Source organism: Brevibacterium ihuae (assembly GCF_900184225.1).
Taxonomy (GTDB): domain Bacteria; phylum Actinomycetota; class Actinomycetes; order Actinomycetales; family Brevibacteriaceae; genus Brevibacterium; species Brevibacterium ihuae.
This window is the reverse complement of record NZ_FXWZ01000002.1, coordinates 654,394-677,089: the sequence shown is the minus strand read 5'-3', so window position 1 is coordinate 677,089 and position 22,696 is coordinate 654,394. Positions and strand designations below refer to the sequence as shown.

Genomic DNA, 22,696 nt, shown 5'->3' with positions numbered 1-22,696 from the left:
CCCGGGCCCGCTCCGGCGGACGCGGCGTGCTGTTCGGACCCCTCAGGGCTGGAGGCGGCGGATTCCCCACTGCGCTCCGGGCGCGGTGCGTGCGTACTCGAGACGCCGGTGCAGGCGGTCGGGGCTGCCGTGCCAGAACTCGATCCGGTCCGGTTCGAGGACGAATGCCGACCAGTGCTCCGGCCTCGGGATCGGGGCGTCGGAGCGGGTGAGCTCCCCGGCGGTCGTGGTGAGCGCGGCCTCGTCGTGCAGCTCCGCGCTCTGGGACGAGCTCGCCGAGGCCGCGCGGGCGCCGCGCGGACGGGCATCCCAGACCGCGTCCGAGGCGTCGTCGGGGAGTCTGCGCATGCTGCCCTCGACGGTGATCTGCTGCAGGGTCTCCCGCCAGTAGAAGGTGAGTCCGGCGTGGGGGTTCGCGGCGAGCTGCGCGCCCTTGCGGCTGCGCGAGGTGAAGCTCAGCTCCGGACCGTCGTCACCCACGCCCTTGAGGAGCACGGTCCGCGCGGAGACGCGCGTGCCGTCGGTCGTGGCGAGCACGGCCGCGTTCGGTTCGCGCACGTCGCGGTCCTCGGCGTCGGCGATCCACCGGCGCATGAGATCGAGGGGGTCCGGCGGCGGAGCATCGAATTCGGGAAGATGCAGCGCAGTGTCCCCTTTGAGCGTGCGCGGATCCTTCATGTTCGCAGTGTAGACCGCTCGACCTCGGCTGCGAAGGCCTCGAGGAGCCGGGCGGTGTGCTCCGGGCGCTCGTAGTGGACGAGGTGGCCCACCCCATCGAAGGCGTGGGATCGGACGTCCGGCAGGGAGTCGACGAAGGCACGGGTGGCGGCGGGCGGGGCGATCGAGTCCGCGCCGCCGGAGATCACGAGCACGGGCATCGTCAGGGCGTCGACGGCCTCGGCGGCGGTGTGCGAGATCGAGATCGCGAAGGCCCGGGCGAGGGAGTCCCGGTCGGTGTACGTGGAGAAGTAGCGGCGGTGCTGGTCGTGGATGTAGCGGCGCAGGCCGGGGTCGCGGGTGGTGGCCATGACCTCGCTCATCCCGCGGACGATGAGGGGATGGCCGAGGAGGGCGTCGCCGGCGCGTTCCGGGAGTCGTGCGGAGAGGCTGTAGTACGCGCGGGCCAGGAGGGAGCCGAGGCGGGAGGGGCCTTCGAGCGCCGGCGCGGTGATCGGGTTGATGAGCGTGAGGGCATCGAGCGGCGTGTCCTGTCGAGCGCGGAGCGCGGCGAGGCGCGCGACGAGGATCGAGCCGAAGGAGTGTCCGACGACGAGCGGCGGGACGCCGTACCGCTGTTCGATCGAGTCGTGCAGACCGGAGAGGAAGTCGGCGTACGCGTCGAGCGAGAGCCCGCCGGGCAGGGGCGCGGTCGCGCCGAATCCGGGCAGGTCGGGGACGAGGACCGGGTGGCGGCGCACGTGATGAGCGATGAGGTCCATCCCGTGGTGATCGCCGCGGAAGCCGTGGACGAGGAGCAGCGGACGAGCGGGGTGGTCCGGGCGACCGTGAGCAGCGGATGCGGCACTGGCCGGCCGCGCGGGATGAGTCCACACAGCGGTGCGATGGGTGCCGCCCTCGACGGGGACGTCGAGATCGTCGCGGGAGGAATCGATCCAGCTCATGGGGCCAGCCTAGCGAGCGCGGGGGAGCCGCCCGATCGTACTCCGGGCCTGTTCGACCGGCGGGGCCGGCGATTTTGCAAACCGCGCGCGACTGAGTACTATGGTTCGAGTCGCCCGGAGTTCGGGAGGCACCTTTTCGGGGGTATGGCGCAGTTGGTAGCGCGTCTCCATGGCATGGAGAAGGTCAGGGGTTCGAATCCCCTTACCTCCACGTAGGATGAGTAAATCGAAACTTGCCCCGCCTGATGGCGGGGTAGTTTTGTTTCTGCGGTGACGTGGGCCAGGGCATCGATGCTGGTGTGTGCGAGGACGCTGGCGGTGGTCTGCTCGGGGTGTGGGTGGCGTTTTCTTCGTCGTTGAGGCTCGTGCATCGCTCGACGCGGGTGTCCACGGGCGCCTACAATGGTGAGCGAAACTGATCCTGGCCGATCACCTCGTCATGAAAGGGGCACGCCGTGCTTGCCGATCAGTCCTTGCGTGAGAAGGTGCCGCGGGGCCCAGCCGTTGCGCTCGCTGTGGGTGGCTTGGCGGCCACGATGGCGACCCACGCCTCGGTACTCACAGGTCGCCTACCGCACACCGCTGTCAGCGGGGGTCGGGTTACGAATTCGGCGGACGGGCGCCGGGTTGCTGCTGTGAGCCTGTGCAGTCTTCTGCCGGTGGCGGCCCTGGTGGCGCGTGGCGCGGGGATTGCAGGGAAGGCTTCCCGGGCAGAACGACGCCTCTTGGGGCTCCTTGCCGTGGCAGCACTTGGCAGCGTCCCGCTCCAGGTGCTGGGCACCCCGTTCGAACGACGGTACATGGCTCCCGCCGCTGCAGCGCTGGCAGCGGGCCTGGGGCGCCTGGCGATAGAGCGCTAAACCACCCGGAGGCTGTGGCACGCTTCGCCAAGTGGGGCACACGCCCCGAATGGGCCCGGTGGCTCGCGACCACTGACGCAAGCGTTGGGGGAAGTTTCGACAAGCCTCCCGCCAGCTCCACCGAGAAGTCCGGAACTGCCCCGCCTGAGTGCGGGGCAGTTGTGTTTCTGCGGTGACGTGGGCCGGGGCGTCGATGTTGGTGTGGGCAAGGATGCTGGCGGTGGTCTCGTCGGGTGTGTAGGTGGCGTGTTCGTCGTCGTCGATGGTGATGCGGGTGAACAGAGTGAATCGGCCTGGGTTTGATGCCGCTGCTGTTTGAGTCCGGAAGGATGGACAGCATGCCGAAGAAGATCGATGCCCAGTTGCGCGCGAGGTGCGTGCGGCTCGTGCGTGAGCACGCCCAGGAGTACCCCACTCTGACCGCGGCGACCGCGGCGGTGGCCCGTCAGGAGGGCGTCTCGCGGGAGTCCGTGCGGCGCTGGCTGACCCAGGCCGAGGTCGACGACGGAACCCGTCCCGGCGTCACGAGCGAGGAGTCTGCCGAGGTCAAGCGCCTGAAGGCGGAGAACAAGCGGCTGCGGGAGGACAACGAGATCCTGCGCCGGGCCTCGATTTTCTTCGCGGGGGAGCTCGACCCCCGCAACCGCTGATCCTGGCGTTCATCGACGAGATGCGCGCCGAGGGCTATGCAGTCGAGCCGATCCTCCGCGTCCTGTGCCAGCAGGGCCTGCAGATCGCTGCACGCACCTACCGAGCCTGGAAGCGGCCGGCCCGGATCGCTGCCCGCACAGTCACAGACGCTCTGGTCGAGGACCAGATCCGCGACCTTGCCTGGACCGTCAACCCGGTCACCGGGCTGATCCAGATGACGCCGGAGGGCCTGTACGGGCGGCGGAAATGGGTCGCCCTGCTCCGCCGCCAGCCCGGCCTCGCCGGCGCGTCTCGCGGGGCGGTGGACCGGGCGATGCGCACCCTGGGCCTGGAGGGTGTGCGGCGGGTGAAGAAGCTGCGCACCACCATCCCGAACCCGGACGGGAAACGGGCCGGTGACCTGCTAAATCGCGACTTCACGGCACCCGCTCCGAACCGGGTCTGGGTCACCGACTTCACCTACGTCAGGACGTGGGCGGGGTTCGTCTACGTCGCGTTCGTCGTGGACGTTTTCGCCCAGCGGATCGTGGGCTGGCACGCCTCCACCAGCATGCGCACCGACCTCGTCATGACGCCACTGCGGATCGCTCTGTGGCAGCGCGACCGCGACGGAAAGCCCGTCTCACCAGGGGATCTGATCCACCACAGCGATGCGGGCTCCCAAGGTGGATTCAATCGGTGGATGCAACACCCTCTTGCTCGAGTGACTGTAGCTGCTCGGCGAACACCTCAGCTGGAGACTTCCAGTCGAGGACCTTCCGGGGACGATTGTTGACTGCCAGCGCGACCGCTTCGAGGTCCTGCGCAGTCCAGCGTGAGAGATCGGTACCCTTCGGGAAGTACTGACGTAGCAGCCCGTTCGTGTTCTCGTTCGTGGGCCTCTGCCACGGCGAGTGGGGATCGGCGAAGAACACCTTCGTGCCCGTCTCCACAGTGAACTGCGCATGCCCAGACAGCTCCTTGCCGCGGTCCCAGGTCAGCGTCTTGCGCAACTGCTGCGGCAGGGTCGTCATCGATGCAGTCAAAGCAGCGTTCATCGCCACAGCGCCGTAGCCGGCCAGGGCGGGACCGTTCTTGACCCGCGGTGTCTGCCCGTAGCCGTCCAGCCGAGGCAGGTGCACCAGCAACGTGGCTCGGCTCTTGCGCTCAATGACGGTACCGATCGCGGACCGGTTCGTGCCGATGATCAGGTCACCTTCCCAGTGTCCTGGCACGGCGCGGTCGGCGGCTTCGGCGGGGCGTTCACTGAGGACCACATCCTCGGTCACGTGCCCTTGAGGCTTGTTCTTCGACCGGGCTCGGGGCACCCGCAGAGATCGGCCGGTGCGCAGGCAGGCGACCAGTTCTCGCTTGAGCGCGCCCCGGCCCTCGATGAACAGGGACTGGTAGATCGCCTCGTGACTGATACGCATGGACTCATCCTCGGGGTAGTCGATCTCAAGCCGGTGTGAGATCTGCTCCGGACTCCACGCCGTGACCCACCGCCGGTCGGCCCGGCGTGGCTTCGACCTGCCCTTCCACGCCGGTACGTCCGGCCCAGCCACGATCGACCCATCTGGATGGCACACATCGCCGCTGAGCCGGTCCTGGACGTAGTTCCGTAGTTTCGGGTTCGCGACCAGCTTCGCGGTCTTCGGCCTCCGCGCCATCAGCTCCGCCTTCCACTGCGCGACCGAGGCCCGGTACTCCAGCTTCCCGCCGCGGGTAGCGGCGTTTCGACGCAGCTCGCGCGAGATCGTGGCCGGGTCGCGGTTGATCCTGCGCGCGATCTCGCGCACGCCCACCTGCTGAGCGTGCAGGACAGCGATCTCCTCTCGCTCAGGAAACGATAGATAACGTCCGCCAGGCTCGGTGAGTTCGATCGTCCTCATGCCGCCACCTTGTCGGAACCAGCGTGCCCCGACGGCTGCAGACACGCCCACCTTCCCTGCTGCGTCCTCCGAGGAGCTTCCCGTCGCTATCTCTTTCCAGAACCTGCGTTCGATGCTGCGGCGCGTCTTCGGGGCGCCTGGCGAGATCATCGCCGACCGGCCCGTGAGTTCCTTCAGCCATCCAGCTGGTCGTCCCATCAACACCCTCCTCGACCTGGGGTGTTGCGTCCACCAGTTGAATCCACCCAATACACCTCGATCCGGTACACCGAGCCTCTCGACCTCGAGGGCATCGCGCCCTCGATCGGGACCGTCGGCGACGCCTACGACAACGCCCTCATGGAGTCTGTGAACGGCTTGTTCAAGACCGAGTGCATCCGCCCCACCGTCTTCCACCCAGGGCCCTTCAGGACCCTCTCGGAGGTCGAGTACGCGACCGCCGGCTGGGTCGACTGGTACAACAACCGCCGTCTCCACGGCTCTCTCGGGATGCTCACCCCGGTAGAGTTCGAAACGCTCCACTACGAGGCCCTCAACCGAGAGCCCGCACTCACAAAGTAGCGGCAGAGAACCCGGGCCGATTCAGCGGGGATGTGACCATGTGAAGCCGTCCCAGCTGACAGGAAAGTGTTTCTGCTGCTTATCCCCGTTTCCGGGTACGCGACTGTCCAGCATCCTGGCGTCGGGTCTGCTCATCTGCTGCGGGGTCATCGGCCGCTGATCTTCCTGATCAGCCTTCCATGCGATCTGGGATGCGCCACTGGGGCGAGGCTTCTTCGCGACACGGGCAGCTTCGCGCAGTATCTGTGGTTCAGGAAGGCGCAGATGCTCGCTCACACGAGGGAAGCACGTGTGGTGCGGGTGCGGATCAATCCGGTCAGCAGACTGATGCCCCAGAGGAGGAACAGGGGGTCCCAGATCCAGGCGTGGCCGATCATGACGGGTCGGTCGAAGCCGTCGGTGGGGCGGATCAGCCCGAAGAGCACCATGTTGCCGACGATCGTGTTCAGACCACCCCATCCGATCAGGACGAAGGATGCCAGCCATACGGTGAGGCGTGTCAGTCGTGCCCAGGGCCATCCGTGGGTCGATAGCCATACGGGGCCAAAGGCTCCGACAGCCTTGACCAGGGCGACCGGCCACAGGATCCACATCATCGACTCGAACTTGGCGATGAAGCCGGTCCCCATCGTCCATAGCAGAGCGTGTCCGCCAAGGGCCCAGTACAGCGTGATCGCAACATGCAGCCCACCAGCGAGGGCTGCCACCCAGAACCAGCGACTACGTTCCCAGCGAGCAACACCAACCCTGCTTACGTTGTAAACCATGCTTACAATGTAAACACGTGAGCGTGTCACTATGCAAAGACGAGGCAGAGGAGAGACCAGTGAATGCGGTGCGCGACCATCCCCTCAGCCGGGCAGAGATTCTGAGGGCAGCGATCACGTTGGCTGACAGTGAGGGTTTGGCTGCGGTCACGATGCGTCGCCTTGGAGATGCTCTTGAGGTGGAAGCCATGGCGTTGTATCGGCACGTGGCGAACAAGCAAGACATTCTTGACGGCATGGCGACCATGCTTATGGCGGAGATCACTCCACCCTCCGTTGGGCTCGGTAAGAGTTGGCAGCAGATTCTTCGCGAGATCTCCTGGGCGTATCGACGCGTCATCGTGGACCACCCGGCCGTCTTCACCGCCCAAGCGGGACGCCCCATCGTGCTCGATGAAAACCAAGCCGCCTTCAAGCACGTCATGGCCACACTCCGACAGGCTGGATTCCCCCGGGACGTTGCGCTTGACCTGTACCAGATCGGTTCCAGCTTCGCCCGAGGTTTTGCCTTGTCAGACATCGCCTACGCCGCTGCATCACACTCCCTTCCTGACGATTGCGACTCTGATCGAGCGTTCGGTCGAGGGTTGGAGACGATCATCAGCGGCTTCGAACAGTTCATCGGGGATGTGGGGCCCGGATGCGATCGGGCTGGGTGATGCTTCGCGTCGGGGGCGCGCAAGTTGCTGGCTGCGATTCCCGAGGCGCATCGTGGTCAGAGCTTGGAGGTTGCGTCGCGGATCGTGGTTGATCCTCACGGCTGGTTGCCGCAACCTGATGCGCTGCAACCTGGGGAGGCGTTCGCAACTGCCCGGGCGGGTGTGTTCGCCCGTCGGCGGTTACGGCTCACGTATCGCTCACGCCAAGCGGCACGTGTGCAGGAGCTGGTGGTGGAGCCGCAGGGTCTGGTGTCGGCCGGCAGCGGAGCCTCCAACACGAGATCGTCCAAGGCAGCCGCGCCATGGTGTTCGGCGACGATGACACGTTCCCGATCCACGTTGAATGCATGGACGATGCCCAACACCTTGGTGCTGGTAAGACGGTGCGATACGCACTGGTGGTCTCCATCGAGACAGCAGAGCAGACCTCGACCACGATCCACGACGAAGTACGGGCAAGACTGCGGCAGCAAGCCCGCGATCGCGCGCGCGGCCGGGTGCAGAGCTGATATGCACGGCGAAGGACTGCATCCTCTGACCCAGCTCCTGCTGGGACCATCAGCGTCCGTCACGATGTCTTGATCTCTTGGCCGAAACCGTGGGGCTCCGCTCGGACACGACCGTGCGTATCGCGCATCACCACGCCGAAGATGAGCAAATGTTTGCGGACCGTCCCCGCCGTGTAGCCGAACTTGTCGCCCACACCCTCCAGTGAAGCCCCTTGCTCATACATGGCACGCATCAGCCGAATCTCACTGCTGGACGGTGAGTGGTTGCGTAGGATGACACCGCGTTCCCGAAGGAGACGAGCGAGCCGCTCGTGTCCGAGGCCAACCTGTCGGGCGGGACTGTCCGATAAACGGTGTGTGGGGTCCGGCGGTTTTCATCAGTGAGTGGCTCTTTCGAACCGTCCGGCGAAGGTGATCGCGAACGCGTTGAGCGCCGGCTTCCATCTCATCACCCAGCGTGCCCTCCCGCCCCCGGTCGGATCAAGAGACCGGGTAACCATGTACAGGCATTTCAGCGCGGCGGCCTCGTTCGGGAAGTGACCCCGGGCGCGAACTGCTCTCCGGTAGCGGGCGTTGATCGACTCGATCGCGTTGGTCGTACAGATCACCCGCCGGATCTCCACGTCGTACTCCAGGAACGGCACGAACTCCGCCCAAGAGCTCTCCCATAGCTGCACGATGGCTGGATACTTCTCGCCCCACTGCTGGGCGAACTCGGCGAGCCGGTCCTTGGCCGCGGCCTCGGAGGGTGCGGTGTAGACCGGCTTGAGGGCCTTGACGATCCCATCGCGGTGCTGCCGGCCGGCGTAGCGGAAGGAGTTGCGGATCAGGTGCACGATGCACTGCTGGACCACCGTCCGCTCCCAGGTGGTGGTGATCGCCTCGGGCAGGCCCTTGAGCCCGTCGCAGACCGCGATGAGCACGTCTTCCACGCCCCGGTTCTTCAGCTCGGAGAACACCTGCAGCCAGAACCGGGCGCCCTCGGCGCCGTCTCCGGCCCAGATCCCCAGGATTTCGCGTTCCCCGTTGGTGGTGACGCCCATGACGACGTAGAACGGGGTATTGCGGACCTGACCGTCGCGCACTTTCACGACGATCGCGTCGACGAAGATCACCGGGTAGAGCGGGTCCAGCGGCCGGGCGGACCATTCGGCCAGTTCCCCGGCGACCTTCTCCGTGATCCTGGAGATGGTGTCCTTGGAGACTGTGGCCCCATAGACCTCCTCGAAGTGCGCTGCGATCTCCCCGGTGGTCAGGCCCCGGGCCGAGAGGGAGAGCACGATCTGGTCGATGCCGTCCAGGCGCCGTTTGCGTTTGGGCACGATCACCGGCTCGAAGGATCCCGCTCGGTCCCGGGGCACCTCGATCTGCACCGGGCCGATCTCCGTCAGAACCGTCTTGGGCCGGGTCCCGTTGCGCATGTTCTCCGCGATCGGGGTCTCGCCGTGCTCGTGACCGAGGTGCTCGGTCAGCTCGGCGTCCAGGGCCGTCTCGAGGACGTTCTTCGTGAGTTGGTTCAGCAGCCCACCGGGGCCAACCAGGCTCACGCCCTGCTCCTTGGCCTGGGCTAGCAGCCGTTCGGCCAGTTGTTTTTGATCGATGATCTCTCCCGTCACAGGGTCGATCATCTCTTCCGTTGCCTCGGTCGTGGACTCTGACACGGCCGTCTCCTCTCGGATCAGGCCGGACCCTCACACACCGTTTTTCTTACAGTCCCTGTCGGGCCACAGCTTTCAGAGACCCGTCGGCAGCGTAGGCGGTTTCCGCTCGCTGGAGGAGGTCTTCGGATGCTCGCGGCGCCTGCTGTGGATGGCGCCTCCGGCGGTGCGTCCTGTGCCGTTCAGTGCGGATTGACCGGTGTGTTCGCACCATATGAATCACCGGCGGGGCAAGTTTCGACGAGCCTACCGCTAGGTCCACCGAGAAGTCCGGAACTGCCCCGCCCGAGTGCGGGGCAGTTGTGTTTGTGCGGTGATATCCGGTGGGGCCTTGACGCCGGTGTGTGCGCGGACGCTGGCCGTGGGTCCGCAGGTTGTGCAGGCGGCGTTCCCACCGTCGTCGGTGGCGATGCGAGTGAACAGCGCCCGGTTGTGTATTCGCCTTCCCGAGGTCAACACGTCAGGTTGTGTGTACGGGCTGTTTGAGGCGGACGAGTCAGGACAAGACGGCGATGGCCTCGACTTCGATGAGGAGGTCTGGTTCTCCGAGTGCCGAGACTCCGAGCAGGGCGATGGGGCGGACGATATCGAATCCCAGTCGTTGTGCAGCGCTGACGGCTCCTTCGCCGAGTTGAGACATCGTGCTGGGTTCATAGTCAACGATGTAGATGGTCAGATTCGCGATGTCGTCGAAAGACCCACCTGCCGCGGTGATGGCTGCGTGCAGATTGACGTAGACCTGCTCAGTCTGAGCGGCGAGATCTCCGTCGCCGACGGGCCGGCCCTGAGCGTCGTCTGCGACGATGAGGTCATGCGTATTGAACGAGTGGTCCCGAATCTGACGGTCTCCGACCTTCCTACAGCGGTGCGGGAGCATTCTGCCGTACTCGGGCTGCGTGTAGTCATGGATCACGGATGGATCATCACACTCGGTGATGACGAAAGTCACCAGCTCAGTCTGATGACCCAGGACGCCACCGCCAAGGTCAATCCGGACGTCTCCATCTTCGTCGACGATGTGCGTGAGGCGCTCGACCGGGTGAGGAAGGCCGATCTGGACGTCGTGCACCCGCTCACGGATGAGCCATGGGGTGTGACGCGGTTCTTCTACCGCTCCTCCGACGGTCGCGTCGTCAATGTCGGAATGCACACCACGGTGGCCTGAACCCGGACACGCCGGATCGTACCCGCAGCTGCTGCTTCGGACCGTCGAAGCGAGCATACGGAACCTCGATCTGCCGATTGCGTCTGTGCGGGCGGGGCCGGAAACGCTCTGGATCCCCAGGGCTGATCAGCAGACCTCCGGCTGCACCTGATTCGGCGAGCGTCCGGGGAAGCAGGCACGCCGTGAGGTGAGGAATTACGGACGGCAGCGTCGGTTCTCCTCGACGGAGAAGGCTACGCGACGAATCCCTGGTGCTCGGCGACGGTTTCGCCGTTGACCACCACGCGCACGGTCGTGGGCCCGAAGACGCCCTGGCCGATGATCGCCCGCACCTCCGTCCCGGTGCTCAGAGTGCCCACGAGTTCGCACTCGCCGCCGAGGGAGGCGTGCTCGGCGAGGACGGTGTCACCCTCGAGGAGCTGCCAGGTCGCTCTGATCGCGCCCGTCCTGCCCTGCACTCGCACCGGTCTGCCGTCGACTGTCGTGTTCACGTCATCGCCGAAGAGTCCCATGGCGCGATCGTACAGCGCACCGATCGCCCTCGATAGGGGCTTAGGGACCCGGGCTCACCCCTGGTCGGCGCCCGGGACCGTGACGGTGCCCTCCGCCCCGTAGGACAGGGTGTTGACGAGCCACGCCCCCTCGACGAGGATCACCTCGATCGCGGCCTGCTCGATGCCGGTGTCCTCCGTCTCGCAGCCGAGGTCGAAGACGTATCCGGCGATCCCGTCGTGGGTGCCCTCGACGGCGACGTCGACCCGGTCCTCGATCGCGGCTGCGGTCCCGGTGACCGTGCACGCGGCGTAGATGGGATCGACGGTGCCGCCGCCGGTGATGATCTGGGACGCCCGCTGCGGCCCGTACTGGAAGAGTTCCCCGCCGGAGAAGAACCGCGCCTCGGCCGACTCCTGCGTCTCGCTGCGGGTGTAGTCCGCGGCGACGGAGCGCGCGGCCGTCTCCGGCTCCTCGCTCGCCTCCGCGGTGGTGTAGGCGGACGGCGCGGTGGCCGCGCCGGTTCCCGTTTCGGGGACCGCGACCCGGTGCTCGGGCTGCTGGCCGCCTCCGGAGCATCCGGCGAGCACGAGAGCGGCGATCAGGGCGAACCCGCCCGTCGCGCGACGGGTTCGACCCGCCGGTCCCCGTGCCACCGGTCTCACCGCTGGTACCGCAGCTCGCCGGTGGGCGCGATGACGATGTGGGGGCTCCGGTCCTCGTCGAGCCAGGAGGTCGTGGTCCCCATCTGGGCCGAGGTCACCGACACGCATCCTGCCGTGGAACCAGCGCCGTTCGTGTGCATGAGCACGCCCGAGCCCTTGCCGCGGATCCGCTTCTTGTTGAAGTCGATGGCGATGGCGAGGTTGAACTGGGGCGTCTCGTAGAGCGACCCGGGACGCGGCGAGGGGCACGACGCCGAGGGGGAGCGGAGGTGCTTGTTGTAGTCGGCGGACCGGACGTCGGAGCACCAGTGGTTGTAGTTCGACCGGGTCATCCGCTCGTACCGCAGACCGGTTCCCGCAGGCTTCGCGTCGCGGCCGAAGGCGTAGTCGAGGCTGAAGTTGCCCATCGGGGTCGTCCCGGTGCCCTCGTGGTTCGTCCAGGCACGCGGATCGAGCCCGGAGTACCCGAAGCGGGCGTTCCACGAGGCGCCGACCTTGTGCCAGCTGCGGTCGCTGCGCAGCTCCCAGCGCTCGACCGTGCCGTAGGAGGTGGCGCGCTTGGTCGCGTGGGCGATGACGAGCTGGCTCGTCCCGGTCTTGGGCGTCACGCCGTGAGGGAGCCCGGTCGACGGGGTGGATCCGACGATCTTCGTGCCGCCCTGGAACCGCTGCTGCCAGCGTCCGTCGTGGCGCAGCTGCTCGGCACCCGTCGGGTAGCCCCACGAGCCGCGCTCGTATCCGGCCTTGCCCCAGGCGGTCCGCATGCCGCCCCAGGTCGCATGCGCGCCGGAAGCCGGCGACCAGTGGATCTGACCGCCCTGGAACCACTGGTAGCAGCCGCCGCCGGTGAGCCCGCAGCGCTCCGCGGAGGTCGGGTAGCCGAGCGTCCCGCGCTCCCAGTCGTGGGATCCCCACTCGGAGCGGACGGCGCCCCATGTCGGATGGGCGCCGGTGGCCGGTGACCAATGGATCGAACCGCCCTCGAAGTGCTGGTACGCACTCCCCGGCAGGGGACGCTCCTCGCCGGTCGGCCTGCCCAGGCGTCCGTTCTCCCCGCCATGGGCCCGCCAGGCATTGCCGATGCCGCCGGACACCGTGAAGCCGTTCGACACGGCGAAGGGGTCGACCGGGGGTGCGGAGTCGGGAGCAGGGGTCTCCGGAGCGGACGGCCGAGGTTCGGGAGTGGCGGGTGTCGAGGGCTCGGGTGCCGGCTCGGTGGTGACCGCGTCCTCCTCCGGTGCGGACGGCCGCGGCGATTCCGAAGGAGCGGGCGACTCGGTCGGGGAGTCGGTCCCAGAGCGGTCGGCGGTCGGGGAGACGACGAAGGCGACCGCGACCGGAACGTGCCCGTCGGCGGAGATCTCGATGCGGTGGGAGCCGAGGTAGTCCTCGTCCTCGCCGCCCCCGTAGGCGGCCGGGACGGTCGTTGCGAACGAACCGTCGGCCTCCGCGCGGACGGTGGTCCGGAACTCGCCGAGGGCGTCCGCGTCCGCTGGTTCGACGTCCTCGCCCGGAGCCGAGGGGCCCTGGGAGGGTGCAGCGGTGTCGTCCGGAGCGGTGGAGAGGCTCTCCTCCGACAGCGGCGCCGAACCGCCCGGCTCGGCATCGGCGACGATGCCGGGGGCGACGGTGACGGCGGCCTCCGAACGGGGGTTGAGCCCGGAGCCGGTAAGCTCCGCCCCGGATTCGAGGAACGATTCGAGGTCGATCTCCTCGGCGATCTCGACGGTGAGGGTCGCCGGTTCCGCAGCCGGCCGGTCGGTGCCGTTCGCCACCGCGAGGGACGGAGTCGAGACGAGGACCGCCGACGCGAGAACGGAGGCGAGGAGGGGACGGAGTCGGGGCCTCGGCAGGCCTTCTCGAGCAGCGGGCGCCGGGAAGCGCTCCGGAGACGGAACGGTCGATCGGATTCGGGACCGACCTGTCCCATACCTTACTTGACGGTTTTCGGATCGTGGACCTCGTCGACTCGGAGTCGCGCGGGGGTGATCCGCTCTGCTGCCGGGGCCTGCTCAGCGGCTCTCGCCGGCCGCGTGGTCGAGGAGGTGAGAGGCGACCGCTGCCGCGGCGCCGGCCACGTCCCGGTAGCCCGGGAAGGCGTTGACGTCGACGACGACGGGTCCGTGGGGGCCGAGCACGACGTCGACGCCGGCGAGGTGCATGTCGAGTCCGGCGGTCGCCCGGCGTGCGAGGGCGGCGAGCGTGTCGTCGACCGTGAACGGGGTGCGCTCGGTCGTGTGCTCATGGGTGAGGGTCGAGGCCTTGAGCAGCCCGCTCACCCAGTCGCCTGCGACGGAGAGCTTCCGGTCGATGCCGTCGTGCGGGATCCAGTCCTCGACGAGGTACGGCCCGTCCATCGGCGCGGACTCGGGCAGCGGATCCGGCAGCACGCCGCGACCTCGCCCCGCTCCGTGGACGGCCTTGACGACGACTCTGCGGTCACGGGAGTTCTCGAGCACCTCGGCCCAGGTGGTCCGCACGTCCCCTCGCGGAGCGGGCATCCCGGCTGCGCGCAGCGCACGGTGCGTCGTCGCGCGGTCGTGCAGGTTCGTCACCCCGCCCCAGGGATTGCACAGGGGGATGCCCGCATCGGCGATGGCGGCGAGGATGCCGTCGAGGCGGTGCGACAGGCCCCGGTGGACCACGAGACGCGCGCCGCCCAGGTCGGTGGGAACGACCTCCTCGTCGTGCGGCAGCAGGACGCGGCAGCGCGCGCCCGAGGCCTCGAGGACCTCGATGGTCTCAGCGATGACGGTCCCGGACTTCGGCTTCTTCCCGACGAGGAAGACGAGGGTGTGATCCATGCTTCATCTCACCATATGAAGATGAGGCCGATTCTCATATGACCTCTCCTGCATCTCATGGCTGACTGCTGCTCCCGGCGCTGCCCGGCGTCCTGGGGCGAGTGCAATGGCCCGGCTTCGCGACCCTAGGATGGACCCATCCCATCCCACCGGCAGGCAGGACGCCCATGAGCGAGAAGCAGTCAGCAGTCCGCGCGCGCGGAGGGATTCCGCAGGTGCAGGGCGCGTCGTGGTGGCGGGACATGTGGAAGCCGTTCTGGGCGATCCCCGTCGCCTGCGTTATCGGCGCGATCGCTCTCGGCGCCGTCCTGCCCATGCTCGACGGGATCCTGTCGGAGAAGATCGCCTTCGTCTTCCAGGGCGGCCCGGAGGGTGCGCGCGGACTCCTCGGGACGATCGCCACCGGGATGATCTCGATGACGAGCCTCGTCTTCTCGATCACCATGGTCATCCTCCAACTCGCGAGCAGCCAGTTCACCCCGCGTGTGCTCGGCGGGTTCCTCGACAGCCGCGTCACCCAGGGCACCCTCGGAGTCTTCACCGCGAGCTTCGTCTACGCCCTCACCGTCACGCGCTCCGTGCGCGGCGACTACGGCGACACCGGGACGTTCGTCCCGCAGGTGTCGGTGACCGTGGCCTTCCTCCTCGTCCTCGCGAGCGTCGGGTTCTTCCTCGCTTTCATCCACCACATCACCTCCTCGATCCAGGTGTCGCAGGTGATCTCCCGGATCGGCGACCGCACGCTCGCCCTCGCCGACGACATGTATCCCGTCACCGCCGACGAGGACACTCTGACGATGGGCCCGACGTGGTCCCCGGACCCGGGGACGCCCCGCGTCGAGGTCTTCACCGAGACCCGACACGGGATGATCACCTACGTCGACTACGCCGGCCTCATCCGGTTCGCGCAGCAGCACGACGTCGTCATCACCATCGACCGCCCGGTCGGGGAGTTCCTCACCGAGGGCCAGGGGATGCTCCGGGTGTGGGGGACCGACGCGCTCGAGGACGGTGCCACGGAGACGCTCTTCTCCCACATCGGGCTCGGCGCCGAGCGGGAGATGTGGCAGGACGTCGCCTTCGGCATCCGACAGCTCGTCGACATCGCCGATCGCGCGCTGTCCTCGGGCGTCAACGATCCGACGACCGCGGTGCAGTGCATCGACGAGCTCCATCGCGTCCTCCGCCGACTCGTCGGCCGGCGGTCCCCGAGCCCGTACATCGCCGATGACGACGGAGTCGTCCGGATCGTCCACCACCCCCAGTCGATCGACGGGCACATCCGGCTCGCGGTCGAGGAGATCGCCCACTATGCGGTCGACGCGGTGCCGGTTCCGGATCGGCTCCGCGACATGCTCGCCGATCTCGCGGAAGCGTCGGACGACCGCTACCTCCCGGCGATCGAGCGGGCCAGGGAGCACGTCGACGATCGATGCGGCAGTCCGAGGGGCGGACTCGCATGAACGCCCTCGACCACATCCCGCCGGTGACGTGGGCCGGCGTCGGCCTCGGTGCCGCGGTCATCGCCGGCGGATTCCTCCTCGCTCTCCTGCTCCGCGTCCTCATCCGGCAGCTCCTGCTCTGGCGCGGTCGCGGCCCGGCATCGGCCGATGTGTTCGGTCGCCTGGCCGGCTGGATCGTCATCGCCCTCGGGATCCTCGCGGCCCTCACCATCATCTTCCCCAGCGTCAGACCGGTGGACGTCCTCGGCGGCGTCGGTGTCGTGTCGATCGCGGCCGGCATCGCCTTCCAGACGGTGCTCGGCAACATGTTCGCCGGCATCGTGCTCCTCGCCCGCGACAAGTTCCGGGTGGGCGACCAGATCGCGATCGAGGACCACCGGGGCACGATCGTGTCGATGGGCCTGACCTCGAGCGCGATGCGGACCTTCGACGGTCGTCTCGTGCTCGTCCCCAATGCGGAGCTCCACTCGAAGATCATCACCGTGCAGACCGGCTTCGAGGAGGTCCGCACCTCGGTGGCGGTCGATGTCGACGACGCCGTCGACCTCCGGGCCGCGACCCGGATCGCGGAGGACGCGATGTGTGCGACCCCCGAGGTGCTCGAAGAGCCGCCGCCGCAGGCCCTGCTCTCCGAGATCGGGACGACGACGGTGCGGATCGAGTTGCGGTTCTGGTCGGGTGCGACCCAGCTCGAGACGAAGCTCGCCTCGCATGAGGTCATCGCTGATGTGCTGGCGGCCTTCGCCGCGCACGGGATCGCGACGGGCTCGGACGTGCTCGTCGTCGAACCGGGCTCGACGCTCCAGCGCATCCTGCGCGACGAAGCCGACGGGACGACCGTGAGCCCGGGCCCGCGTCCCCGCGGGGACGCTGCGGCGGACGCGCAGGACTGACCCTCAGCCGGGAATCCCGATCCGCAGCCCGCCCTTCCGCGCGTGGACGGTGAGGTAGACGAGGCCGTCCGGGCCGGAGCGGAACCCCCGCTCGCTCAGCCGGGGGAGGAGGACGAGGTCGCCCGCGGCGAGTGCGATCTCCTTCCCGCCGCCGGTGAGGGTGCCGCTGCCGCGGACCACGTGGACGAGGACGTCGAGGTCGGGGCCCCGGTGCTCGGTGATCCCGTCGCCGGCGGGCAGCGCGACGAGGTTGGAATCGAGTCCGCGGTGCGGGTCGTCGATCCGCCATACGGCACCGCCGTCCCCGGAGTCGAGCGCGGCCCGGGCCGCGTCGAGCGTGTTCGTCAGGACGTGCGGGCGCCCTCGGTCGGCGCGGTCGTTCTCACTCATGGTCGAAGTATCCCCATCGATCCGGCCGCGCGGAAGCCCCCGCTGTCCCCCTCAGCCCGCGGCTGTGCCCGTATCCGCGGCGCTCACCTCGGCGAGCCAGTTACCGAGGTCGAGGGGGCGCAGTCCGAGCACCGCCTGCGCGCTCGTGTCCTCGGTGATGACCGTGCGGTCCTGCGTGCCGAGAGCCTGGTAGAGGCCGACGACGGGCTCCGCGGCCGCAGGTCCGAGCAGCGGGGAGATGAGATCGCCGAACGCCGCGGGCGCGATCGCCTCGTACCGGACGGGCCTCCCGTGGTGGGCGCCGAAGGCCGCGGCGAGATCCGGTCCGGTGAGCGCCGGCAGCGCTCCGACGCCGACCGTGCCGGTGATCCGCGGGTCCACGAGGAGGCGCGCGGCGGCTGCGGCGACCTCGGCGTGGGAGCTCCACGAGACGGCATGGTCCGCCGCGAGGGGGTAGCGCAGCACTCCCTCCTCGGTCACGGGGCCGGCGACCACCGGGAGCAGGAGGTTCTCGAGGAAGAGGCGCGGGGCGACGATCGCGAGTGCGGTGCCGGTCTCCCCGAGACCGCGGATGAGCGTCATGATCGGGCTGTCGTCGGGCGCCTGGAGCGGTGAGCCGGGTTCGTCGACGATCCGCCCGCTCGTCGACACGACGACCCGCGCGGGGCGCGTCTCGCGGACGGCGGCGACGATCGACTCCGCGCAGGCGGACTGGAGCTCGGCCGGTCCGAGGGGGAGGTGGGCGAAGACTCCCTGTGCGCCGCGGTAGAGCCGGCTGAGCGCGCGGGGATCGGTGAGGTCGGCGGCCGCCGCAGCGGCCCCGGCCGGCAGGGGTTCGGGGGACCGGGCGACTCCGGTAACCGGGTGGCCCTCCCGGAGGAGGGCGTCGAGGACAGGGGCTCCTTGGGCGCCGGTGGCGCCGTGCACGATGTATGTCATGCCTCCATTAGTGCATATGATGAACTGGTTACATCAACTGCACTACTGGCGTTCGGAGCTCATTGTGACAGACGACACATCTGCTGACCTGCCCGACTGCGGGGTCGCGCGGTTCCTGATCCTGCTCGACGGCCCGTGGGCGACCCTCATCGTCCGCGAGCTGCTCCACGGGCCGCGGCGCTTCAGCGAGCTGCGCGCCGGTCTGCCGGGGATCAGCGCCCACACCCTGACGAACCGGCTGCGTCGGTTCGAGAAGCACGGGGTGGTCACGCGCACGGCCTACGCCGAGATCCCGCCGCGCGTGGTCTATGAACTCACCGCGCTCGGGGAGGAGCTCCGCCCGGTGCTCGGGGCGATGGACGCCTGGGGAACCGCTGCGCCGCGCTCGGCGTTCGTCGCCGACTGACCCGTCCCCACGCGACCGGTCCCCGGATCCCGCCCGGCCGCTCCCCGGTGCTCAGCGCCCGGCGACCGGCGGGGAGAACCGGAACCCGTGGTACCCGCACAGGGCGATCGCATCGCAGTAGGCGATGTACGTGTCCGAGCCTCCCGGGAAGGGGAGGAACCTCCGCGGCTTGCCGGGGATGTTCGCACCCCGGTACCACGACGCGGCCTCGGAGAACAGCGTGAGATCGGCGAGGTCGTCCGTCGTTGCGACCCAGTTGTCCTGGGCCTCGGGCCGGGCCTCGACCCGGTCCTGGCCCCGCTCGGTCATCGTGCGGATGAGCCCGGTGACGTAGTCGACGTGGTACTCGATCGACGTCGTCATGTTCGTCAGCACGGACGGGCTCTGCGGCCCGGTGATGAGGAAGAGGTTGGGGAAGCCGGCGGTCATGAGGCCGAGGTACGTCCGGGCACCCCCCTCCCACTCCTGGTTCAGGGACGTGCCGCGGGCACGGATGTCGATCCGGGAGATCGCTTCGGTCATCGCATCGAAACCGGTCGCGAGGACGATGACGTCGGCGGAGCGCTCCTCACCCCCGGCGCGGATGCCGTCGGCGGTGATCGCCTCGATCGGGTGCTCATTGAGGTCGACGAGCGTGACGTTCTCCGCGCTGTACACCTCGAAGTATCCGGTGTCGACGCACAGCCGCTTGACGCCGATGGGGAAGCTCCGGGGCACGAGGAGCTCGGCAACCTCGGGGTCGTCGATCCGGTCGCGGATCTGCTCGTGGGCGAATGCGGCGACCGCGTCGTTCGTCTCCCGGCTCAGGAGGGTGTCGCTGAACGTGCTCGTCAAACCGAGGCCGCCGTAGTCCCAGCGCTCCTCGAGCGCCGCCCGTCGCTGCTCGGGGGCGAGCTCCCCGAACTCCTGCGGCTCTCCGCCGCCGGTGGTGAATCCGAGTTGTGAGGATCGGTCGGCCGCACGGATCTGCGTGTAATCCTCCTTGATCCGCTGCCGGTCGTCATCGGTGAGGTCCCGGTTGTGTGCGGGGATCGCGAAGTTCGGGGTGCGCCGATACACCGTGAGCGAGGCGACCTCGGCGGCGATCGCGGTGATGATCTGGATGCCGGACGATCCGGTTCCGATGACCGCGACGTCCTTGCCGGTGAGGTCGGCGTCATCCGGCCGGTTCGCGCTGTAGAGGATCTCCCCGGTGAAGTCCTCGGTCCCGGGGAACTCCGGCTGCTTCGGCACGGACAGGCAGCCGGTGGCGAGGACGACGAAGCGGGCGGTGACCTCCGTCCCGGTGTCGGTCGAGACCGTCCACAGGCCGTCGTCCTCGCACCAGTCGAGCGTGCTCACCCGGGTGTCGAAGGTGATATCGCTCCGTAGGTCGAAGCGGTCGGTGACGTGCGACGCGTAGGCGAGGAGCTCGGGCTGGACGGAGTAGCGCTCGCTCCAGTCCCACTCCTGTTCGAGCGCCGGGTCGAAGCTGTACGAGTAGTGCTCGGATTCGATGTCGACCCGGGCCCCCGGGTAGCGGTTCCAGTACCACGTGCCCCCGACGTCGCCGCCGGCCTCGAACGCGTGCACGCGCAGCCCCTGCCCGCGCAGGGTGTGGAGCTGGTGCATCCCGGCGAACCCGGCACCGACGACGACGGCGTCGAAGTCGGGTCGCGGTGCGTCCGGCTGCGCCTCCGGCGCGGGGGCGGCGGTCGGCGCATCATGGGATGCGGCGGTGGTCGCGGTCATCGGCGAGCACGTCCTCTCGGTCGGTCTGGTTCGGCGCGGCGGTTCAGGCGGAGGCGGGGGAGTGAACGGTGACGCGCTCCGCGATGCGCTGCACGACGCGGTCGATGCCCCGCGCGTATCCCGGCAGCAGGTTGGCCATCTGGAAGAACGTGTGCATCTGGCCGGCGGCGACCTCCATGGTGACGTCGACGCCGGCGGCGGCGAGCCGGTCGGCGTACTCGCGGCCCGCGTCGTGGAGCGGATCGTGCCCGGCGAGGTAGACGAAGGCCGGTGGCAGACCGGTCAGGTCGGGGTGGCGCAGCGGCGAGGCATCGGGATGCTCCCGGGCCTGCGGGTCCGGTGCGTAGTGGCCCCAGAACCACTCCATCGTCGCCCGCGAGAGGAGGAGCTGGTTCTCCGGGTCGTGGTAGGAGGGCCGGTCGAGGTCGCGGTCGGTGACCGGGTAGACGAGGATCTGCTCGTCGATGGTCGGTCCGCCGCGGTCGCGAGCCCGCTGGGCCATCACCGCCGCGAGGTTGCCGCCGGCGCTGTCGCCGGCGACGAGGAGCGGCGCCCCGGGCGGGGCGAGGTCGTCGCGGTGCTCGTCGACCCAGGTCAGCGCCGTCCAGGCGTCATCGACGGCGGTGGGGAACCGGTGCTCGGGCGCCTTGCGGTAGTTGACCATGACGACGGTGCACCCGGCCCGGTCGACGAGGCGCCGGGCGACGGTGTCGTACTGGAGGTCGATGTCGGAGAGCACCCAGCCGCCGCCGTGGTAGTAGACGAGGACGGCGCTCGGCGTGCCCGACGGGGAGAGCACCCGGACGCGGAACGTCCCGCCGTCCTCGCCGGTGAGCTCGATCTCGCGGGTCTCGCCGACCTCCGGCCCGCGCCCGCTCATCGCGGCGAGGGAGGGCCCGGAGAGCCGGGCGATCGCGGGGGTGGTCTCATGGGTGGCGGGGCTGCCGGCGGCGGCGAAGGCGGCGACCAGCTGCTGCGACTCCTCATCGAGTGACATGCATCACTCCTATCGGGGTGCGGCAGAGGCCGTCAAGGACCCCGGCGGGTGCCGCCGGTGCGGATCAGGTGCCGCAGAACGTCCGGTAGGGGCCGAAGTCCTCCGGTGCGGGCAGTGCGTACCGCTCGAGGCCGGGGCGCTCGGTGTGCGGATCGGTCACCGCTCCCAGCAGCCGGGTGAAGGGGTCGAGGTCGCCGGACTCCGCGGCCGCGAGCGCCTCCTCGACGAGGTGGTTGCGGGGGATGTAGATCGGATTCGTGCGCCGCATGAGTGCTGGGTCGGGCGCGAGGCCGCGCCAGGTCCCGAGCCAGCCGGAGAAGTCCGGGGCGGCGGCGAGCAGCTCGCTCACCGCTGGCGCGGCGGTCCCGGCGTTCGGTCCGGTATCCGCTGTATCGGTGTCCCCGGTGGTTGTATCGGTCCCGGTGTCCGCCGCGTCGGCTAGGCCGCGGAAGAATCCGGTGTAGTCGACCCGGTGGTCGCGGAGCAGGGGCAGGATCGCGGAGATGAGCTCTCCCGCCGTCTCCGCGGGAACGTCTGCGGACAGTCCGAGCTTGGCGCGCATGCCCGCGGTCCAGGCGGTGCTGTAGCGCCCCCGGTAGGTGCCGAGCACCTCCTGGGCGGCCTCGATCGCGGCATCCTGGTCCGGCCCGATGGCGGGCAGCAGCGCCTCGGCGAAGCGGGCGAGATTCCATTCCGCTATGAGCGGCTGGTTGCCGTAGGCGTACCGGCCGGTGGTGTCGATCGAGCTGTAGACGGTCGCAGGGTCGAAGGCGTCCATGAAGGCGCACGGCCCGTAGTCGATCGTCTCGCCGGAGATCGTCATGTTGTCGGTGTTCATCACGCCGTGGACGAAGCCGAGGAGCATCCACTGCGCCACGACCTCCGCTTGCCCCGCGACGACGGCCTCGAAGAGGGCGAGGGCGGGGTTCGCGGCATCCGCCGCCGCCGGGTGGAGTCGGGCGATCGCGTGGTCGGCGAGGCGGCGCACGAGGTCGTCGTTCCCGCTCAGGCGGGCGTACTGGAAGCTGCCCACGCGCACATGGCTGTGCGCGATGCGGGTGAGGACCGCGCCGGGCAGCGCCCGCTCCCGGCGGACGAAGCCGCCGGTCGCGACGACCGCGAGCGCCCGGGTGCTCGGCACGCCGAGCGCGTGCATCGCCTCGCTCATGAGGTACTCGCGCAGCATCGGCCCCACGGCGGCGAGGCCGTCGCCCCCGCGTGCGAACGGCGTCCGGCCGGAGCCCTTGAGGTGGAGGTCGACGAGCGTGCCGTGGGCGTCGGTGATCTCCCCGAGGAGCAGGGCGCGGCCGTCGCCGAGGCGCGGGTTGAGGGTGCCGAACTGGTGTCCGGTGTACGCCTGGGCGACCGGGGTCGCGTCCTCGGGCGGCTGGGTTCCGGTGAGCAGGCCGATCCCGGCGGGTCCGCGCAGCCAGCCCAGCTCGAAGCCGAGGGAGTGCGCGAGCGGCTCGTTGAGGACGAGGAGTGCAGGGTCCGGGGGAGCAGCGGCCTGCCAGGGCACGGCCATCTCCGGCAGATCGGTGGCGAAGTGCTGCGAGAACTCGACGGTGCGCGGGTGCGCGGCGCCCATGCGGC

General features: G+C 69.0%; 22 protein-coding genes, 1 tRNA gene and 3 pseudogenes. 10 read left to right on the top strand and 16 right to left on the bottom strand.

Features of this window, described 5'->3' with window-relative positions:
* Nucleotides 1-42: 42 nt before the first annotated feature.
* A complete protein-coding gene (locus tag C1A17_RS03145; RefSeq protein WP_101650622.1) occupies nt 43-678 on the bottom strand; it encodes a pyridoxal 5'-phosphate synthase in 636 nt (211 codons plus the stop codon).
* Entirely contained in the window at nt 675-1,622 is a 948-nt protein-coding gene (locus tag C1A17_RS03140; RefSeq protein WP_101650621.1) for an alpha/beta fold hydrolase, read from the bottom strand. The genes C1A17_RS03145 and C1A17_RS03140 overlap by 4 nt, the downstream gene beginning before the upstream one ends.
* 138 nt (nt 1,623-1,760) lie before the next feature.
* Here C1A17_RS03140 and C1A17_RS03135 point away from each other — a divergent pair.
* A tRNA-Ala gene (locus C1A17_RS03135) sits at nt 1,761-1,833 on the top strand.
* A gap of 987 nt (nt 1,834-2,820) precedes the next feature.
* Nucleotides 2,821-3,803 (top strand): annotated as a pseudogene (locus tag C1A17_RS14435) (IS3 family transposase); the annotation flags it as partial.
* Nucleotide 3,804: 1 nt separating this feature from the next.
* Here the strand turns inward: C1A17_RS14435 and C1A17_RS03115 are convergent.
* Nucleotides 3,805-5,202, bottom strand: a complete 1,398-nt coding sequence (locus tag C1A17_RS03115) for an IS30 family transposase (protein WP_396121506.1) — start codon at nt 5,200-5,202, stop codon at nt 3,805-3,807.
* A 3-nt stretch (nt 5,203-5,205) separates the two neighbouring features.
* On the opposite strand from C1A17_RS03115, the pseudogene C1A17_RS03110 reads away from it, so the two are divergent.
* Nucleotides 5,206-5,565, top strand: a pseudogene (locus C1A17_RS03110) (transposase); the annotation flags it as partial.
* A gap of 272 nt (nt 5,566-5,837) precedes the next feature.
* On the opposite strand, the gene C1A17_RS03105 reads toward C1A17_RS03110, so the two are convergent.
* Nucleotides 5,838-6,332, bottom strand: coding sequence for a DUF3995 domain-containing protein (locus C1A17_RS03105; protein WP_101650608.1), 495 nt, complete (start codon nt 6,330-6,332; stop codon nt 5,838-5,840).
* A 59-nt stretch (nt 6,333-6,391) separates the two neighbouring features.
* Between C1A17_RS03105 and C1A17_RS03100 the strand changes: the two genes are divergently transcribed.
* The 3 genes and pseudogenes from C1A17_RS03100 (at nt 6,392) to C1A17_RS03090 (ending at nt 7,500) form a co-directional block, all read left to right on the top strand.
* Nucleotides 6,392-6,991 carry a TetR family transcriptional regulator gene (locus C1A17_RS03100; protein WP_219618238.1) on the top strand — a complete coding sequence of 200 codons (600 nt, stop codon included), beginning with the start codon at nt 6,392-6,394 and terminating at the stop codon, nt 6,989-6,991.
* 84 nt (nt 6,992-7,075) lie between these two features.
* Nucleotides 7,076-7,192: pseudogene (locus C1A17_RS14860) on the top strand (hypothetical protein); the annotation flags it as partial.
* 101 nt (nt 7,193-7,293) lie between these two features.
* The gene (locus C1A17_RS03090; protein ID WP_081976568.1) at nt 7,294-7,500 is read left to right on the top strand and encodes a hypothetical protein; all 207 of its coding nucleotides are present in this window, start codon (nt 7,294-7,296) and stop codon (nt 7,498-7,500) included.
* A 59-nt stretch (nt 7,501-7,559) separates the two neighbouring features.
* Here C1A17_RS03090 and C1A17_RS14685 read toward each other — a convergent pair whose 3' ends face one another.
* From C1A17_RS14685 to C1A17_RS03075, 3 genes are all read right to left on the bottom strand, one after another.
* Nucleotides 7,560-7,694: a hypothetical protein gene (locus C1A17_RS14685; protein WP_281258662.1), complete on the bottom strand. Its 135-nt coding sequence runs from the start codon at nt 7,692-7,694 to the stop codon at nt 7,560-7,562.
* A gap of 183 nt (nt 7,695-7,877) precedes the next feature.
* Nucleotides 7,878-9,128: an IS256 family transposase gene (locus C1A17_RS03085; protein ID WP_101651522.1), complete on the bottom strand. Its 1,251-nt coding sequence runs from the start codon at nt 9,126-9,128 to the stop codon at nt 7,878-7,880.
* Nucleotides 9,129-9,654: 526 nt separating this feature from the next.
* The gene (locus tag C1A17_RS03075; RefSeq protein ID WP_101650602.1) at nt 9,655-10,035 is read right to left on the bottom strand and encodes a RidA family protein; all 381 of its coding nucleotides are present in this window, start codon (nt 10,033-10,035) and stop codon (nt 9,655-9,657) included.
* Here C1A17_RS03075 and C1A17_RS14740 point away from each other — a divergent pair.
* A complete protein-coding gene (locus C1A17_RS14740; protein WP_101650601.1) occupies nt 9,970-10,323 on the top strand; it encodes a VOC family protein in 354 nt (117 codons plus the stop codon). The two genes, C1A17_RS03075 and C1A17_RS14740, sit on opposite strands and share 66 nt — an antisense overlap.
* A gap of 233 nt (nt 10,324-10,556) precedes the next feature.
* On the opposite strand, the gene C1A17_RS03065 is transcribed toward C1A17_RS14740, so the two are convergent.
* The 4 genes from C1A17_RS03065 to C1A17_RS03050 all read right to left on the bottom strand — a co-directional run bounded on the left by C1A17_RS03065 (nt 10,557) and on the right by C1A17_RS03050 (nt 14,284).
* The gene (locus C1A17_RS03065) at nt 10,557-10,835 is read right to left on the bottom strand and encodes a hypothetical protein (RefSeq protein ID WP_101650600.1); all 279 of its coding nucleotides are present in this window, start codon (nt 10,833-10,835) and stop codon (nt 10,557-10,559) included.
* A gap of 54 nt (nt 10,836-10,889) precedes the next feature.
* Entirely contained in the window at nt 10,890-11,471 is a 582-nt protein-coding gene (locus tag C1A17_RS03060) for a hypothetical protein (protein ID WP_101650599.1), read from the bottom strand.
* Between the two features lie 5 nt (nt 11,472-11,476).
* Nucleotides 11,477-13,255: a L,D-transpeptidase family protein gene (locus C1A17_RS03055; RefSeq protein ID WP_101650598.1), complete on the bottom strand. Its 1,779-nt coding sequence runs from the start codon at nt 13,253-13,255 to the stop codon at nt 11,477-11,479.
* A 237-nt stretch (nt 13,256-13,492) separates the two neighbouring features.
* Nucleotides 13,493-14,284, bottom strand: coding sequence for an ATP-grasp domain-containing protein (locus C1A17_RS03050; protein ID WP_101650597.1), 792 nt, complete (start codon nt 14,282-14,284; stop codon nt 13,493-13,495).
* A gap of 167 nt (nt 14,285-14,451) precedes the next feature.
* On the opposite strand from C1A17_RS03050, the gene C1A17_RS03045 reads away from it, so the two are divergent.
* Nucleotides 14,452-15,747 (top strand): DUF2254 domain-containing protein, encoded by a 1,296-nt coding sequence (locus C1A17_RS03045; protein ID WP_101650589.1) that lies wholly within the window; start codon nt 14,452-14,454, stop codon nt 15,745-15,747.
* Nucleotides 15,744-16,640 (top strand): mechanosensitive ion channel family protein, encoded by an 897-nt coding sequence (locus C1A17_RS03040; protein ID WP_101651520.1) that lies wholly within the window; start codon nt 15,744-15,746, stop codon nt 16,638-16,640. The genes C1A17_RS03045 and C1A17_RS03040 overlap by 4 nt, the downstream gene beginning before the upstream one ends.
* Nucleotides 16,641-16,643: 3 nt before the next feature.
* Here C1A17_RS03040 and C1A17_RS03035 read toward each other — a convergent pair whose 3' ends face one another.
* Both C1A17_RS03035 and C1A17_RS03030 read right to left on the bottom strand, forming a co-directional pair.
* Nucleotides 16,644-17,030: a cupin domain-containing protein gene (locus C1A17_RS03035; RefSeq protein ID WP_101650588.1), complete on the bottom strand. Its 387-nt coding sequence runs from the start codon at nt 17,028-17,030 to the stop codon at nt 16,644-16,646.
* A gap of 51 nt (nt 17,031-17,081) precedes the next feature.
* On the bottom strand, nt 17,082-17,969 hold the full coding sequence (locus tag C1A17_RS03030; protein WP_101650585.1) for an NmrA family NAD(P)-binding protein: 888 nt from the start codon (nt 17,967-17,969) through the stop codon (nt 17,082-17,084).
* A gap of 64 nt (nt 17,970-18,033) precedes the next feature.
* Here C1A17_RS03030 and C1A17_RS03025 point away from each other — a divergent pair, with 64 nt between their 5' ends.
* Nucleotides 18,034-18,375 (top strand): winged helix-turn-helix transcriptional regulator, encoded by a 342-nt coding sequence (locus tag C1A17_RS03025; protein ID WP_219618237.1) that lies wholly within the window; start codon nt 18,034-18,036, stop codon nt 18,373-18,375.
* Between the two features lie 51 nt (nt 18,376-18,426).
* Here C1A17_RS03025 and C1A17_RS03020 read toward each other — a convergent pair whose 3' ends face one another.
* The 3 genes from C1A17_RS03020 to C1A17_RS03010 form a co-directional block, all read right to left on the bottom strand.
* Nucleotides 18,427-20,106 (bottom strand): flavin-containing monooxygenase, encoded by a 1,680-nt coding sequence (locus tag C1A17_RS03020; protein ID WP_101650583.1) that lies wholly within the window; start codon nt 20,104-20,106, stop codon nt 18,427-18,429.
* A 43-nt stretch (nt 20,107-20,149) separates the two neighbouring features.
* Nucleotides 20,150-21,103: an alpha/beta hydrolase gene (locus C1A17_RS03015; RefSeq protein ID WP_101650582.1), complete on the bottom strand. Its 954-nt coding sequence runs from the start codon at nt 21,101-21,103 to the stop codon at nt 20,150-20,152.
* A gap of 64 nt (nt 21,104-21,167) precedes the next feature.
* Complete coding sequence (locus C1A17_RS03010) at nt 21,168-22,691, bottom strand: protein adenylyltransferase SelO (protein WP_101650580.1); 1,524 nt, start codon at nt 22,689-22,691, stop codon at nt 21,168-21,170.
* Nucleotides 22,692-22,696: the final 5 nt, after the last annotated feature.

Coding starts and splice junctions, on each gene's coding strand:
- C1A17_RS03085 (WP_101651522.1), bottom strand. CDS start 9,128: ATGATCGACCCTGTGACGGGAGAGATCATCGATCAAAAACAACTGGCC.
- C1A17_RS03040 (WP_101651520.1), top strand. CDS start 15,744: ATGAACGCCCTCGACCACATCCCGCCGGTGACGTGGGCCGGCGTCGGC.
- C1A17_RS03090 (WP_081976568.1), top strand. CDS start 7,294: ATGGTGTTCGGCGACGATGACACGTTCCCGATCCACGTTGAATGCATG.
- C1A17_RS03075 (WP_101650602.1), bottom strand. CDS start 10,035: ATGCTCCCGCACCGCTGTAGGAAGGTCGGAGACCGTCAGATTCGGGAC.
- C1A17_RS03065 (WP_101650600.1), bottom strand. CDS start 10,835: ATGGGACTCTTCGGCGATGACGTGAACACGACAGTCGACGGCAGACCG.
- C1A17_RS03020 (WP_101650583.1), bottom strand. CDS start 20,106: ATGACCGCGACCACCGCCGCATCCCATGATGCGCCGACCGCCGCCCCC.
- C1A17_RS03140 (WP_101650621.1), bottom strand. CDS start 1,622: ATGAGCTGGATCGATTCCTCCCGCGACGATCTCGACGTCCCCGTCGAG.
- C1A17_RS03105 (WP_101650608.1), bottom strand. CDS start 6,332: ATGGTTTACAACGTAAGCAGGGTTGGTGTTGCTCGCTGGGAACGTAGT.
- C1A17_RS03015 (WP_101650582.1), bottom strand. CDS start 21,103: ATGTCACTCGATGAGGAGTCGCAGCAGCTGGTCGCCGCCTTCGCCGCC.
- C1A17_RS03050 (WP_101650597.1), bottom strand. CDS start 14,284: ATGGATCACACCCTCGTCTTCCTCGTCGGGAAGAAGCCGAAGTCCGGG.
- C1A17_RS03010 (WP_101650580.1), bottom strand. CDS start 22,691: ATGGGCGCCGCGCACCCGCGCACCGTCGAGTTCTCGCAGCACTTCGCC.
- C1A17_RS03035 (WP_101650588.1), bottom strand. CDS start 17,030: ATGAGTGAGAACGACCGCGCCGACCGAGGGCGCCCGCACGTCCTGACG.
- C1A17_RS14740 (WP_101650601.1), top strand. CDS start 9,970: ATGCGTATTGAACGAGTGGTCCCGAATCTGACGGTCTCCGACCTTCCT.
- C1A17_RS03115 (WP_396121506.1), bottom strand. CDS start 5,202: ATGGGACGACCAGCTGGATGGCTGAAGGAACTCACGGGCCGGTCGGCG.
- C1A17_RS03030 (WP_101650585.1), bottom strand. CDS start 17,969: ATGACATACATCGTGCACGGCGCCACCGGCGCCCAAGGAGCCCCTGTC.
- C1A17_RS03045 (WP_101650589.1), top strand. CDS start 14,452: ATGAGCGAGAAGCAGTCAGCAGTCCGCGCGCGCGGAGGGATTCCGCAG.
- C1A17_RS03145 (WP_101650622.1), bottom strand. CDS start 678: ATGAAGGATCCGCGCACGCTCAAAGGGGACACTGCGCTGCATCTTCCC.